The sequence below is a fragment of the Olsenella sp. An293 genome (assembly GCF_002159495.1).
Classification (GTDB): Bacteria; Actinomycetota; Coriobacteriia; order Coriobacteriales; family Atopobiaceae; genus Thermophilibacter.
The window spans coordinates 54400-69266 of sequence record NZ_NFIT01000001.1 but is presented as its reverse complement, the minus strand read 5'-3'; the positions used below and the strand labels follow the sequence as shown (position 1 = coordinate 69266).

13 protein-coding genes are annotated in these 14867 nt (G+C 68.5%); 7 read left to right on the top strand and 6 right to left on the bottom strand.

Annotation, left to right across the window (positions count from 1 at the left end; genetic code table 11):
- Nucleotides 1–2: 2 nt before the first annotated feature.
- Nucleotides 3–2126: an LTA synthase family protein gene (locus B5F85_RS00320; RefSeq protein WP_087313281.1), complete on the bottom strand. Its 2124-nt coding sequence runs from the start codon at nt 2124–2126 to the stop codon at nt 3–5.
- 208 nt (nt 2127–2334) lie between these two features.
- Between B5F85_RS00320 and B5F85_RS00315 the strand changes: the two genes are divergently transcribed.
- From B5F85_RS00315 to B5F85_RS00295, 5 genes are all read left to right on the top strand, one after another.
- Nucleotides 2335–2856, top strand: a complete 522-nt coding sequence (locus B5F85_RS00315) for a nitroreductase (protein ID WP_087313279.1) — start codon at nt 2335–2337, stop codon at nt 2854–2856.
- A gap of 115 nt (nt 2857–2971) precedes the next feature.
- Entirely contained in the window at nt 2972–3937 is a 966-nt protein-coding gene (locus tag B5F85_RS00310) for a DNA polymerase III subunit epsilon (protein ID WP_087313277.1), read from the top strand.
- Nucleotides 3938–3960: 23 nt separating this feature from the next.
- Complete coding sequence (acpS, locus tag B5F85_RS00305) at nt 3961–4335, top strand: holo-ACP synthase (RefSeq protein WP_087313275.1); 375 nt, start codon at nt 3961–3963, stop codon at nt 4333–4335.
- A 191-nt stretch (nt 4336–4526) separates the two neighbouring features.
- Entirely contained in the window at nt 4527–5036 is a 510-nt protein-coding gene (locus B5F85_RS00300) for a hypothetical protein (protein WP_087313273.1), read from the top strand.
- A gap of 113 nt (nt 5037–5149) precedes the next feature.
- Entirely contained in the window at nt 5150–6001 is an 852-nt protein-coding gene (locus B5F85_RS00295; protein WP_087313271.1) for an MBL fold metallo-hydrolase, read from the top strand.
- 43 nt (nt 6002–6044) lie between these two features.
- Here the strand turns inward: B5F85_RS00295 and B5F85_RS00290 are convergent, their stop codons facing one another.
- From B5F85_RS00290 to B5F85_RS00270, 5 genes are all read right to left on the bottom strand, one after another.
- A complete protein-coding gene (locus B5F85_RS00290) occupies nt 6045–7319 on the bottom strand; it encodes an MFS transporter (protein WP_087313269.1) in 1275 nt (424 codons plus the stop codon).
- A gap of 26 nt (nt 7320–7345) precedes the next feature.
- Entirely contained in the window at nt 7346–8467 is a 1122-nt protein-coding gene (buk, locus tag B5F85_RS00285) for a butyrate kinase (RefSeq protein WP_087313268.1), read from the bottom strand.
- Nucleotides 8468–8591: 124 nt separating this feature from the next.
- Nucleotides 8592–9587, bottom strand: coding sequence for a phosphate acyltransferase (locus tag B5F85_RS00280; protein ID WP_087313266.1), 996 nt, complete (start codon nt 9585–9587; stop codon nt 8592–8594).
- A gap of 69 nt (nt 9588–9656) precedes the next feature.
- Complete coding sequence (locus B5F85_RS00275; RefSeq protein WP_087313264.1) at nt 9657–9908, bottom strand: phosphopantetheine-binding protein; 252 nt, start codon at nt 9906–9908, stop codon at nt 9657–9659.
- Nucleotides 9909–9993: 85 nt separating this feature from the next.
- The gene (locus B5F85_RS00270) at nt 9994–11787 is read right to left on the bottom strand and encodes a CocE/NonD family hydrolase (protein ID WP_087313262.1); all 1794 of its coding nucleotides are present in this window, start codon (nt 11785–11787) and stop codon (nt 9994–9996) included.
- Nucleotides 11788–12033: 246 nt separating this feature from the next.
- Here B5F85_RS00270 and B5F85_RS00265 point away from each other — a divergent pair, with 246 nt between their 5' ends.
- A complete protein-coding gene (locus B5F85_RS00265) occupies nt 12034–13590 on the top strand; it encodes a helix-turn-helix domain-containing protein (RefSeq protein WP_087313260.1) in 1557 nt (518 codons plus the stop codon).
- A gap of 243 nt (nt 13591–13833) precedes the next feature.
- On the top strand, nt 13834–14802 hold the full coding sequence (locus B5F85_RS00260; RefSeq protein ID WP_087313258.1) for a flavodoxin family protein: 969 nt from the start codon (nt 13834–13836) through the stop codon (nt 14800–14802).
- The last annotated feature ends 65 nt before the right edge of the window (nt 14803–14867 follow it).

Below are 14867 nucleotides of genomic sequence, written 5' to 3'. Positions count from 1 at the left end.
CGCTACTCCAGGTTGCTTGCGAACTCGAGGTAGGTGATGCGCGCGAGGTCGTCATAGGCCTCGGGGAGCGCGTCGACGTCGTCGATGGGAATGAGCGAGCCGTCTGTCGTGTGGACGCCCACGGAGTGCAGGATGGGCATGGTCTCGGTGGCCACGAGCTGGGCCTTCTGGAAGTCGGTGAGCGGGGCGCCGATGGCCTCGGCCATCATCGCGCCGAGGGTCGAGACGCCGGCGTCCAGCGTCTGGGAGACCTGGTCGTTGCCGAGGACGTCGTAGTTCGCCCAGATGAGATAGGTCGTCTGGTAGGTCCGGGCGATATGCTCGGGCGACTCGGGGTCCTCGTCGGCGTAGATGAGGTCGTTGAGCTCCGAGGCGAAGGAGGGCTGGTGGTCGCCAAAGAAGACCACCACCACGGGGCGGTCGAGGTTCCAGAGCGTGGCGAGAAACTTCTGGAGGTCGCGGTCGGACTGCGCGATGCAGGAGAGGTACTCGTTGAGCTGCGCCTGGTAGGACTCGTCGAGGCCGTCGACGGGGCGGTCGACGTAGAGCTCCTCGGGGATGTCGTCGTTCTCGTAGCCGCCGTGGTTCTGCATGGTCACGTCGAAGATGAACTGCGGCTCGTCGCTGCTCCCCAGGATCTCGAGGATCTTGTCATAGGTGACGCCGTCGGTCACCCCGTTGTGCAGTGCGGGCTGGTGCGGGAAGTCCTCAAAGCTCAGGAAGCGGTCGAACCCGAGCTGCTCGTAGATCACGCTGCGGTTCCAGTTGTTGGGGTTGTTGGGGTGCATGGCGGTGGTCTCGTAGCCGAGCTCGGAGAACTGCTTGGCGAGGCTCGGGGACTCGCTGAGGTCGTAGAGCTGGTAGGGGTACTTGCCGTCGCCCACGTAGGGCACGGCCACGCCGGTGAGCAGCTCGAACTCGGAGTTGCAGGTGCCCGCGCCGAGCACCGAGGTCGCGGCCGAGCCGCGCATGAGGGCTGCCGAGACGTTGCTGTAGAAGCTCGGGCCCTCGTAGCCCCAGGCCTTGCCCTCGTAGATGGAGAGGTCGGAGAAGGCCTCGTCCATGATGCAGATCACCGAGGGCCTCACCTCGGAGAACTGCGCCTCGGCGGCCGTCCTCGCCTCGGAGGAGCCGCGGGCCTCGTCATAGGTCTGGGCGTATGACGCCTCGAGCTCGGCCGCGGAGGCGTCGTCGTAGCCCTCGGGGACCTCGATCCTCATGTTCTGGACGAGGGTGACGAAGGTGGTGAGCATGCCGCGGCGGCAGTAGTTGCTGAGGATGTTCCAGTAGTTCGGCTTCATGCCGAAGAGCTTCTCGTAGCTCGGCACCCCCATGCAGCCGCCCAGCGCCACGAGCGCCACGAGCGCGCCGGCGACGTGGGCGCGGACCAGGAAGGCGCGGGTCCTTCCCGGCCGGGGGCTCGGGGTCACGGACAGCGTCGCGACGGCGCAGGCGAGCATGACGCAGCAAAGCCCCAGAAGGACGGGGCCGTCGATCTCGTAGACGTAGCCGCCGCTGACCGTCGCCGCGGTGCCGAGGGCGAGCAGGTCGCTCGGCAGGATGGCGGTCCCCTTGAACTCCTTGACGAAGAACTGGGCGAGGCCGGCGACCCAAAGCGTCGTCACGCCGAGGGCGAGGCCCGCGCCGCTGCGCTGGAACAGCAGCAGCAAGAAGAGCAGGATGCCCGCGATCAGCGCGGTCTCGAGGAGCACGTAGAAGGGCTCGATCTCAAAGGCGAGGGCGACGAAGTTGTACGGGAGCTCGAGCGCGAGGTGGCCGAGGTAGGCGCAGACGAGCAGCGCCGCGGCCGAGAGCCCCAGGCGCGCGGCGCGGGGGTGGGGGGTGCCGTCGAGCAGGGCGAGCAGACGGTCGCGGAAGAGCGCCGCCGCGCCGGCGACGAGCGCCGCGGCGTCGAGGGCCAAAAGCTCGCCGACGCCGCCCCGATAGAGGCCGAGCAGGCACCAGACGGCGGCAAAGAGGAGCGCGAGGGCGGGGGCGGAAAGCCAGCACAGGCTCGCGCCGCGCGGCCGCCGCTCGTGCGCGGCCTCGTGGCGGACGAGGAAAAACGCGCCCCCGGCGAGCAGCGCGAGGGCGAGGAGCGGGCAGACGGCAAGAGATGCGGGCATGACGATCCTTCTCGAACATTGAGCTTACAAACGGCTTATGATACGGCATAGGTTTGAAGGCTCGATGGGCGAGCGTCTCGGGCGGGCTCTCTCCCGGCGGGGTCGTCCCCGCGAATGGGGTACCCCGAGGATGGGGCATAACCGAGATGACGGACAGCACGTGGGGCGGACACCCCGGAGATCTGTCCCATACGGAGAAGGGGGAGCCATGAACGAGGTCATCCAGGCCATGAAGGAGCGTCGCAGCGTCCGCGCCTACACCGACGAGGTGCCGTCCCGCGAGCTGATCGACCAGGTCGTCGAGGCGGGACTGTGGGCGGCGAGCGGCATGAACCGCCAGGGTCCCATCGTCGTCGCCGTCACCGATCGCGCGCTGCGCGACCGTCTCTCGGCCATGAACGCCGAGGTCATCGGCGACCCCAGCCGCGACCCGTTCTACGGCGCGCCGGTCGTGCTCGTGGTGCTCGCCCCGTGCGACCAGGCAAACCGCGTCTACGACGGCAGCCTCGTCATGGGCAACCTCATGCTCGCGGCGCACGCGCTCGGGCTCGGCAGCTGCTGGATCCATCGCGCCCGCGAGGAGTTCGACACGCCGGAGGGCAAGGCCATCCTCGCCGAGCTGGGCGTCGAGGGCGACTACGAGGGCATCGGCCACTGCATCCTGGGCTACCCGGCCGAGACGCCGGAGGCCAAGCCCAGAAACGACGGGCGCGTCTTCTTCGCCGAGTAGTGTGGAAACGGGACAGTCCCTTTTCCACGACGGGGCGAGGCGCGCGACGTGCTAGCCTAGTGGGTCGTCGGGCATGCCCGGCGACCCCTTTTCACGTCGACGAGAGCGGGGACAGGTGGACCTCAGCCAAGCCATAGAGTGCGCGAGCGCCTTCGTCTTCCCGGGCTTTCTCACGGACGACGCCTCCCTCTCCGCGGAGCGCGCCCGAAACGAGGAGGCCCTGGGCGTCCTGCGCTCCGCGTGGGCCGAGGCGCCGGCGGGCCGCGAGCCGTTCTCGTATGACCTCGTGCGCTCGCTCGCCGACCGCAACCGCGACGTCTGCGACCGCTTTGGCATCGAGAAGCTGCGCGACGTCTCCGCATCGAGCCTCGCGCGCGGCCTCTCCAACGCCGATTTGATCCACGCCGTGGCGGTGCTGCAGCACCGCACCGACGCCAAGGTCACGGCACTCTCCGGCCCGGACGCGCGCGACCTCAACGTGGCCTGGGTGGACGCCCCGGTCTCCGGCATGGTCGTGGGCATCGACATCGAGACCACCGACCGCGACCCCGCGCGCGGCTACATCATCAACGTGGGCCTCGAGTTCATGACCGTGGGGCCGGACGCCAAGCCCCACGATCCGTTCTCCGGCTACTTCGGCCTGCCCGATATGTACGCCGAGAAGGGGGTGCCGCTGGCGGACATCCACAAGATCGAGTGGTCCGACCTCGAGGGGAGGCGCCCCTTCCGCGAGGACGCCCAGGTGCAGAGGGCGCTGCTCGCCGCGCTCACCGCCTACCCGTTCATGGCGCACAACGCCGCCTTCGAGGACTCCTGGTTCATGCTGCACATCGACGGCTACGCCGAGGCCCGCAAGGCGGGGCGCGTGGTGCCCATCGACACGCGCGACATCTGCCGTCGAGTGGACCCCGAGACGCGCACGCTGCCGCACGAGATGCGCCCCGCCTCGCTCGAGAGCTGGGCGCTGCGCCGCGGCACGCTCAAGCCCGGCGAGTCCGAGCGACACCTCGGCCTCGACGACGTGGAGCTCATGCTCGCCACCGTGCAGGCCGAGTTCTCCGCCCGCAACATGCTCGGGTGAAGCGAGCGTCGGGGAGGCCCAGCATGGTCAGGGGAATCGGCATAGACTCGGTCGACATCGAGGAGATGGCGCGGCTCGTCGCCGACGAGCGCGGCGCCTTCGCGCGGCGCACCTTCACCGAGGCCGAGCGCGCCCAGGCCTTCTCGCGCCACGACGCCGCCGCCTGCCTGGCAGGCAAGTTCGCCGTCAAGGAGGCCGTCTTCAAGGCCCTCGCGCGTCACACCGCGGAGGGCTTCGACTTTCGCCGCGTGGAGACCCTCGAGGACGAGAGCGGCTGCCCGCACGTCACGCTCGACGGGCCGCTCGCGCCGGTGCTCGCCGAGGCAGGCGTCTCTGAGCTGCTCGTCTCCATCACCAACGAGCGCGGCGTGGCGACGGCCGTCGTCCTCGCGCAGTAGCGCCCCCGCCGTTCCCTGTGCATCGGCACAACGAACGGCCGCTGTCCCGCCGCCTTTTGTGTTTTGCATCCATTGGGCGGCCGTCTCGCCCTCTCCATACTGTCTTCACGAAGGGTTACAGGCCCGGGCACGGGGTCCGGGCTCCGACGCGCATGCCGCGTCGGGCGGCTATCAACGGAGAGGTGACTGCCATGCCCATGAAGAACTCGACCAAGCTTGTGAAGGTCCTTCTGACCAACATCCCCATCGCCGTGTGCATCTCGCTCGTCGCGAGCTACATCGGCATCAGCTCCGCCGGCGTCCCCGAGGAGGCCTTCATGCCGGCCTTCCTGTCCACCGCCGCCATCAACATCGTCATGGCCTACGTCATCTCCTTCTTCATCGGCTGGTTCATCCCGGCCGAGAAGTGGGGCTTTGCCTTTGCCGGCGCCTTCGGCCTCAAGCCCACCGACGGCATCAAGTTTGGCCTGGTGCTCAACATCGTCGTGAACACCGTCTACGTCGTGGTGAACGCCGTCATCCTCACCTTCGTCAACGCCAACGTCATGCAGGGCATGCCCATCTCGATGTTCCCGATGGCGCTGCTCGGCAGCTTCTTCCAGTGCTGGATCGTGGGCTACGTCGTCTCCCTGCTGTGGGCCCAGCCGGCCGAGAAGATCGCCCGCAACCTCATGAACGACCCCGCGCCCGACATGCACTAAGCTCTTCTTGCCCCGCGCCGAACGCAACGGCCCGCCCGCGCCCCGCGCCGGCGGGTCTTTTCTCATGGGCCAAAGGCGCCTCGACCTTTGCCCGCCGTCCGAAGGGAGAAGCCGTGGACGGACTCATCACCTCAGAGCTGGTCGAGCCCGGGCTCTGGCGCCTCGCCGACCCGATGGGCTTTCTCGCGCACCTCGTGGTGGGGGAGCGGGAGGCGGCGCTCGTCGACACCATGCTCGGCCTCGGCGACGTGCGCTCCGTCGCCGAGGGGCTCGCGGGAGGCCGGACGCCTCGCGTCCTGCTCACCCATCGCCATCCCGACCACGTGGGCGGCGCGTATCGCTTCGACGAGGTCATGATGCCGGCGGAGGAGGACGGCCACTGGGACGAGACGGAGCGCTTCGCCGCGGAGCACCGCGCCGCCGGCGTCGCCGCCGACCCGCGCCTGGCCGACGCCCCGTGGGCGATCTCCGAGCGCGCCCGACCGCGCGTGACGCACGTGGCGGAGGGCGACGAGCTCGACCTGGGCGGGCTCACCCTGCGCTGCGTGGCGCTTCCGGGGCACACCACGGGCTCGATGGGATACCTCTGCCCGGAGCTCGGGGTGCTGCTCTCCGGAGACGCCGTGACGCCGATCATGTGCCTGTGCTTCGAGGAGTCTCTGCCCATCTCCGCGTGGCGCGCGACCCTCGACAAGATGGAGGGCCTGCCCTTCGAGCGCTTCTTCACGGGGCACCACCGCCACGCCTTCACCAAGGCGGACCTGCCGAGCTGGCGCGCCGCCGCCGACTTTGCCGAGCGGGACCGCGGCATCGCCTGGCACCACGCCGACGTCGCGGAGTGGGAGGGCACCTGTCACCTGTGCCCGTGTCCCACTGCCGACGTCGACAGCCCGGACTTCCGTGCGGTGATCACGCGCGGGCTGCCGGCGCCGCGCAGGCGCGGCACAAGAGCGCCCCGGGCGTGAGGGGGCGCCCGGGGCGGGAGAGGACGTGCGAGCTGCTCGGCGGTTACGCCACGTGCGGCCTCGCCTTGAGCGAGAAGAGCGCGAGCACGAGGCACACGGCCATGCAGCCGTAGCCAAGGACAAACATCAGCGGGTAGCCGCCCGCGGAGTCCACGACCAGGCCCCAGAGCACGGCGGCGACGGCGCTCATGAGCGAGCCCACCATCGAGACGCGCGAGTAGATGTTGGTGTAGTCGGCGCTGCCGAAGACGGTGCGCACGAGCAGCGGCGTCTGCACGGTGGTCATCGCGTAGACCACGCCAAAGAGGAAGGAGCCCACGAGCAGCAGCGCGAGCGCGCCCGGGAAGAGCCACATGAGCGTGATGCCGGCAACGCCCGCCCCGATGCCCAGCACCACGCCGGCGTGCACGGAGCGGTCGTTCACGGCGCCGAGCACGACCTTGCCCACGGCCTGGCCGCCCATCGCGGCGCTCGCCACGATGCCGGAGGCGGCGGCGATGGCGGGCATGGTGTCGGCGAAGGACTGGGCGTAGCCGGCAAGGAACTGGTAGATGGTCTGGTTGAGCGTGATCACGCCGCAGAAGGCAGCGAGGGCAAAGAACGCCGGCATGCGCATGGCGCGCTCCGCGGGCACGCCGGAGAGCTCGGCCTTCGCGCCGTCGCCCGCGGCCGCCTCGCCGGCGCCGTAGGGGGCAAGGCCCTTGTCCTCGGGCCGGCTGCGCACCACGAGCAGCGTGAACGGCAGCGTACCCACCGCCACGATCGCGGCGAAGACCAGGTAGGCGGTGCGCCAGCCCTCGGCGCCGGAGTTGATCAGCGCCGTGCCCACGGGGTTGAAGACCACGCCGCCGATGCCGGTGAACGCCATGCACAGGCCCACGAAGAAGCCGACGCGCTTGACGCACCAGGCGTTCACGAGCGTGGGCACGGAGAGGTAGATCAGCGGGCACACGCCTACGCCCAGGACCGCGCCGCAGACGTAGAACTGCCACATGGCCTGGCACTGGCTCATGCCCGCGAGGCCGAGGGCGCACAGCACCACGGCCGCGGAGAGCACCGCCCGCGCGTCGAGGCGCGAGAGGAGCTTGCCGGCCACGGGCAGGGTGAGCATCTGGGCGATGTTGAGCACCGAGAAGTACAGCGTGAACTCCGCGGTCGCCACCCCAAAGTACTGCGAGACCGGCGTGAAGAAGATGCCGGCGCACGACAGCACGAGCGCGCAGGGGAGAAACGTTATCGCTATGCAGGACGCGACGATGGCGTAGGCGTAGTGGAACCCGCCCGCCCTCGCGCCAGTCTCGACGTTCTTCTCGGTCATGGGCCTTGCGTCTCCTATCTCTTGTCCTAGCCCTCGACGTCGGCGATGGCGCCGTCCATCGTGAAACCCTTCCAGCTGGGCTCGCCGGTGTAGGTCATGACGGGCTCGGTGCCCTCGAGCGCGCGGATGGCGCCCGCGGCGAGCGCGTCCATCTCGAAGTCGCCGGCGTAGACCTTGACCGGGGCGATCCAGCCCACGCGCTCGGTCACGTAGGACACGAAGCGCGGGTCGTGGGAGACGCCGCCGGTGAGCACGATGCCGTCGACCTTGCCGGCGAGGACCGCGGCGAAGGCGCCGATCGCCTTGGCGACCTGGTAGGCCATCGCGTCGTAGACGACCTCCGCCCAGGCGTCGCCGGCCTCGATGCGCGCCGTGATCTGGCGCGCGTCGTCGGTGCCGAGCAGCCCGAGCAGGCCGCCGGTCTTGCCGATGACGCCGTCGAGCTCCTTCTTGGTCGCGCCGGAGTAGGCGAGCTTCACCACAGGCTTGAGCGGCGCGTCGCCGGAGCGGTTGGGCGCGAAGGGGCCGGAGCCCTCGAGGACGTCGTTGGTGTCGACCATGCGGCCGTGGTTGTGGCAGGCGACGGAGAGGCCGCCTCCCACGTGCGCCACGATGAAGGAGCCGCCCTCGTAGGTGAGGCCGAGCTCGGCGGCGCAGCGGATCGCGCACTCCTTCTGGTTGAGGCAGTGCACGTGGCTCTTGCGGTAGACGCCGGGAAATCCGGTGATGCGCGCCACGTCGACGAGCTCGTCGGTGTCGGGCTGGTTGACGGCGTAGGCGGGCTTGCCGGTCGCCTGCGCGAAGGCGTGCAGCAGCGGCGCGCCGAGGATGGCGGGGTGGTTGACGCCGGCGTTCATGACGTGGTCGCAGACCGTGTCGTCGATGGCGAAGATGCCGCCGACGGTGGGGCCCATCGCGCCGCAGTAGCCGGAGAAGGCGTCGATGTCCTCGAGGGCGATGCCCTGCTCGGCGAGGGCGTCGAGGATGGTCTGGCGGCGGTACTCGAACTGGTCGGCGGCGTTGTCGAAGGCCGCGATCTCCTCGGCGGGGTGGGTGACGTTGAGACGGAAGAGCGCCTCGGTCCCGTCGAAGACAGCCACCTTCGTGGAGGTGGAGCCGGGGGAGAGCGTGAGGATCTTGTGGCCCATGCGGTTCCTTTCTGCGGGCGCGCCGTACGGCGATTGTGCGCGGCGCGGCGGCCCCTGTCTTTGTGCGGACACAACAAAATGCGGGCGAGAAGAACGGACGCGTCCCTCTCGCCCGGCGTCGGCGCTAGCGGGCGGCGAGGACGAGCATCGCGATGTCGCCGACGATCTCGTCGACGGTGGCTCCGCGGGAGGAGTCGGCCACGGGGCACTTGAAGCCGGAGAGCGTGTGACCGTAGGCGGCGCCGTGGGCGAAGCGCTGGACGATCTTCACCGCGAGGTTGGCGGAGTTGAGGTCGGGGAAGATGAGCACGTTGGCGCGGCCCGCGACGGCCGAGTCGCGACCCACCTTCTTGGCGGCGACGGCCTCGTCGATGGCGGCGTCGAGCTGGAACTCGCCGTCGGCGGCGATGTCGGGCCTGCGCTCGTGCACGAGCGAGATCGCCTCGTTCACGCGGTCAACCGAGCTGCCGGCGCCCGAGCCGCAGGTGGAGTACGAGAGGAAGCCCACGCGCGGCTCCCAGCCCATGATGGCGGCCACGTTGTCCGCCGCGGAGATGGCGATGGAGGCGAGCTCGGAGGCCGTGGGCTCGGGGTTGAGCCCGCAGTCGGCGAAGCAGACGACGTTGCCCTCCGGGCCCTCGAAGCCCTCGGTCTCCACGAGTGCGAAGATCGACGGGACATCCACGCCCTCCTTGAGGCCGATGATGGTCTGGGCGGCCATGAGGACGTCGCCGGTGGTGTTGGTGTGGCCGCAGAAGGTGCAGTCCACGTCGCCGAGCTCCTCCATGACCATCGCGTACCACATCGGGCTCTTGATCTTGCGGCGGGTGCCCTTGGCGGAGAGCAGGCGGGCGCCGCCGGCCATGTAGCGCTCGGCCAGCGCGTCGGCGGCCGCCTCGTCGGAGGAGTCGACGATCTCCATGCCATCGAGCGCAACTCCGGCCTCGGCGGCCGTGGCCTCGATGACCTCGCGCGGGCTCACGAGCACGGGCGTCCCCACGCCCTCGTCGAGCACGCGACGGGCGGCGAGCAGGGTCTTTGCTGCCTCGCACTCGGGCAGGGCAACGCGGCGCGCGGGCGCCGCCTTGGCGTCCTCCACGAGCTTCTCGATAAGCGTCATGTCAGGTCCTTTCGATAGAAAAAGGGCCCGGCGGCGGCCGAGAGGGGCCGCGCTGCCGGGCCGTTCGTGCTACATGGACAGGGCGTCATCCACAAACTTGGCGGCGTCGGCGAAGGTCGCGCACTTGTTGAGCTGCATGTAGGGGACCTCGACCTCGTACTCGTCCTCGAGCGCGGACGCAAACTGCACGATGTTGACGGACTTGCAGTGCAGGTCGTCGACGAAGCGCGTCTCGGCGGACAGGGTGGAGGCGTCCACGCCAAAGATCTCGGCCGCCTTGTTCTTGAGGATGTCCACGACCTCTTCCTGGAACTCGTTCATCTTGCTTCCTTTCGCTTGTGGAAGAGGGACCGCCCCTCTTCCGCGTTTGCCGTATGTGGAGAGGGGAGCGCCCCTTTTCCTCGCGTTAGCCGCGGTAGACGTAGTCGCCGACCTGGTACTTGGGCGGCACCACGGGGATCTGCAGGTAGGAGTCGTGCTCGCCGCCGGTGTGGATGACGTGCATGCCGTCGCCGTTGTCGGTCTTGTGGTTCATGTCGTTGTCGTGGAACCACTCGGTCTTGATGAAGCGGCCGGCGATGACCACCTGGATCTTCTCGCCCTTGTGCCAGAAGCGGGAGTGCGGGTACATCTCCACGTCCACCGGCACGATCTCGCCGGGCTGCATGCGCTCCTCCTTGGTGTGAGCGTGCACCGGCTGGAAGTCGCTCGCGTACTTGGGGTCGAGCTCGCGGTGGCTGCAGCGCAGGAACCCCCATGCGCCGCGGAAGGGCGCGCCCATGACGCGGATCGGCACGTAGTTGCCGTCCTTGTCGAGCTTGATGACCCAGGGGAACAGGTCCATGTTGTCGTAGCCGCGGCACTCGACGTTCAGGTGCAGCTTCATGAAGCCCGTGATCTCGGTGTCCTCGGTGAACTGATAGGTGAACGTCGTGGTCTCGGTCTTGGGGTCGTAGACGACCTCGGCCTCCTGCCCGGGATTCTCAAAGCTCGCGGAGCCGTCGGCGGCGTTGAGGTAGAGCTTCTTGTACTCGGTGCGCTTGAGCGGGAAGGACTCCTCCGGGCGGCGGTCGGCGTAGTCAAAGTCATAGCCGTCCATGACGTCGATGCGCACGCGCGGCGTCATCTCCCAGCCGTTGTGGATGTCCTTGCAGTAGCGGTCGAAGAAGCGGCGCAGGTCCTCGAGATTCTCGGGCTTGTAGCTGTCGGGCCACTCGAAGTCGCGGTGCGCGCGCATCCACTTCTTGGGCGAGCGGATGCGGCGGAAGCCCTCGAAGGCGCCGCGCAGGTGGTGGTGGACCCAGCCGGCCGTCACGTACGTGGGGATGCGGATCTTGTTCCAGTCGACGATCTTGTCCTTGTAGTACGCGTTCATGAGCGGGTACTGGGCGACCATCGCCGGCGTATCCTCGATGTAGTTGTTGACCGCGAGCGCCTGGATGATGTGGGTCTCGTAGTCGGGGTTGGGGATGCCGCCGCAGTAGTAGCTCTCGCGGTAGAGGTCGCCCTGGCCCTCCCAGGCCGCCAGGCACGCGAGGTGGGGCGGACGGGTGGCGGCGATGCGCCAGTGGGCCATGCACACGCCGGAGTTGCCGATCATCGTGGCCTTTCCGTTGCACCACTCCTGAGCGGTGACCCACTCGATGAAGTCATAGCCGTCCTGGGCGTCCTGGCTGCCCCAGAGGTAGACGTCGCCCTCGGAGTTGCCCACGCCGCGCGGGTCCACGTTGGCCACGGCGTAGCCGTAGTGGCACCAGTAGCCGGGGTCGGGCGCCTCGAACTTGGCGTACTGGGAGACCGTCTTGGGTGGCACGCCCATGAGCTGCCAGGAGTCCATGCCCTCGGAGGGGTTCTTGCCAAACGGGGCAAAGACGCAGATGACCGGCACCTTCTCGGTGGTGTTGGCGGGACGGTAGATGTCCGCGTAGATGGTGGTGCCGTCGCGCAGGACGCAGGCCTGGTCGCGCTCGCACATGACGCCGGGGATCTCGGTCATGTAGGTGTGCGGCTGGTAGGGGGCGCAAAACCCCATCGTGGCGACCATCTCGCCGTCGCCGGCGTCGGGGTCCTCGGCCAGGCGGCGCTTGATCTCCTCGAGCTCCTCGCGGGACTTGCCGGGGTTGCCCTTGGCAAAGGGGACCTCGAACTCCTCCCCGCCGAAGGTCATCTTCTTGACGATGCCCTCTCTCTTCTCGGCCATGCGGCGCTCCTCTCTGACGAGCCCCCGGGCGTGCCCGGCGGGCGCTTTCCCTGCCCCAGAGTGTGGGCGTTTGGGCCAAGAACTTCATTGGACTGGGTTACAAACTTTGGGGCCCCGTGGCGGGCCCGCGCGGTACCGCTGCCCATCGCCCAGCTCAGAGCCCTTGGTCAACAGCACAACGCGCTGCTATCATGGGGGCGAGAAGAGCGGGCGGGCCGTCCCGCCGTCGGGTCCGGAGGGGGAGCCATGAAGCTGAGAACGGTCGTCAACGAGCTGGCGTGCGGGGCGCTCTGGCCGGCGCGACCGGAGCTTTTGGACGCCAACGTCCTGCTCACCCCCGAGTACGGCTCGACGACCCCGGGGGACATGCTGTTCGTGCGCCTGTGCCGCCTCGAGGACTGGGCGGACGGGAGGGTCAGCGCGGGCGAGCGCGAGCTTCTGCTCGTCCACGCGGGGCCCAAGATCCCCGCCGACGCCTCGCCCGCGGGCAATGTCGTGCTCATCTCCCATCCGAGCTGCTACGAGGACCTGCGGGCCCAGTTTCTCGACCTGCCCTCCCGCATCGCGGTGCTGGAGCTGCTGCGCGAGCGGATGTTCAACGCGTTTCTCGGCTCCTACGACGTGGCGCAGTTCGCGCGCCGCTCCTCGGAGGTGCTCGGCAATCCCGTGATCGTCCTCAACTCCGACCAGCGCGTGCTCGCCACTGCCGGCGAGTTCCCGGTCGACGCCCTCGACGCGCAGGAGGTCCTCGCGCAGGGCTACATCTCCGAGATGGTCAACGCCGACATGGAGGCCGACGGCATCATCGAGGGCGTGCGGCGCTCGCATCACTCCATCCTCGCCTTCAGCGCGCGCTACGCCCGAAGCTGGGTCACCTCGATGGTCTACTTCCATCATCTCGAGATGGGTCGCTTCGACGTGATGGAGAAGGACCGCCCGATATCCGGCATCGACCTCGAGCTCATCGACTACGCCTCCCAGCTCGCGGGCATCCTCATCGACCGCCTCGGCCTCGCCGGCGAGCGCGTGGGGTTTGGCTCCTCGGTCCTGCACGACCTCGTGACCGGCGGCTTCGTCAACGAGGAGACCATGCGCGCCCAGCTTGGGGTCACGCACCTCCCGCGGGACGGGTCCTACGCGATGCTCACGTTCTCCGGCCAGCGCGACGCCGACCGCGACTACCTCGCCCGCGTGGGCTCGATGGTGGGCCGCGCGGTGCGCAGCTGCCTGTGGTGCATCGAGGACGGCGTCCTGTGCGCGCTGGTGCCGGTGGGCAGGAGCGAGGCCGTTGGCTACGACGACTACGCGCGCTGCGTCCGGCGCCTCTCCGCCAACTCCGCCCTGGCCTCGATGCTCGAGAACAACGACCTGCGCGCCTTCGTGAGCGAGCCCTTTGACGAGGTCGACCGCGCCGGCGCCCGCCTCGAGCAGTGCCGGCTGCTCATGCGCGTGCCCGACCCGCGCGCCCGCGGCCGCGTCTGCTACTTCTGGGAGAACCGCTTTGGCGTGCTGGCTGCCGTCGCGGGCACGCGGGAGCGCGTCGACATGATGCTTGACAAGCGCGTGGTGGCGATGTACGCCTACGACCGGGAGCACGGCACGGCCTACCTCGAGACCGCCATCATGTCCGTGCGCCACCCCGGCAGCCCCGCCGAGGCGGCCGCCGCGCTCTCGGTCCACCGCAACACCTACTTCTACCGCATGAACAAGGTCAAGGAGCTCTTCTTCGTCGACCTCAAGGACGGCGAGGACCGCCTGGCGCTCTCCTTCACCGCGCAGGTCCTCGAGGCCTCGCGCCGGTAGCGTGCGCCGGTTGACAGTGGCGTCAGGTTATATTGTCAACTTGACAATCGCGTCAGGTTATATTGTCAAGTTGGCCGAGAAGAACGTCCGGATGCCGCACGGGGTTGACAGCGGCGTCAGCCGTCCAATGTGCAATCGCACAGACACGTTCTTCTCGCCTGGGCGTTTATCAAACGTCAGCCTAACGGGTTTGCCCATACGCTTTTCCCAACGGAACCCAAGCCGGAGAGGAAAGGGGTCGCCATGACCAAGATCGTGGGCGTTTCGTTTGGCACCAAGAACGGCAACAACGACTGCATCTGCAAGGAGGTGCTCAAGGCCTGCCAGGAGGAGGGCTGCGAGATCGAGTTCATCCGCGCGATGGACCTTGACATCAAGCACTGCACCGGCTGCATCACCTGCGTCAAGATGCTCATGAGCGGCACCAAGAACATGTGCGTCCACAAGGACGACTTTGACTGGCTCGCCTTCGAGATGTTCAACGCCGACGGCGTCATCATGGTCGACCCGATCTTCGAGACCGGCGCGTCGGGCCTCTTCCACACCATCATGGACCGCTTCGGGCCCCGCATGGACACCGGCAACAACTTCATCGGCACCCAGATCGCCCAGGGCCGCCTTGCCCAGGGCGGCGCCGCCGCCAAGGGCGTCGAGGTGCCCAACCCCGCGATCATGAGCCCCAAGGTCGTCTCCTACATCGGCATCGGCGGCTCCGACTGGGGCACCCACGTCCAGTCCGAGCACCAGCTCCAGGCCATGACCCCCAGCTGGAAGGTCATTGACAACGAGTGGGTCGCCTGGTCCAAGACCGCCCTCATGGACGACTCCCTGATCGAGCGTGCCCACCAGATCGGCGTCAACCTGGCCAACGCCGCCAAGGACATCGAGCACGCCACCTACCAGGGCAAGCCCGGCATCTGCCCGCACTGCAACTGCAACGACTTCTACCTCGTCCCCGGCGAGAACCGCGCCATCTGCTGCGTCTGCGGCCTCGAGGGCACCGTCTCGGTCGAGGACGGCGTCGTGAAGGTCACCTACGCCGACGAGGACCTGCACAAGGCCCACGACATCCAGTCCGGCAAGGAGATCCACGGCAAGGACATCGCCGAGAACGAGGGCAAGCTCGCGGAGATGAAGAAGACCCAGGCCTACAAGGACCGCGTCGCCTACTATCGCGACCTCATCCAGCCCACGATGCCCCCGCGCGCCTAGCGCGTCGGCAGGCCAGAAGAACTGCCTTTAGGACCCGGCCGCGACCACGTGGCCGGGTCTTCTCG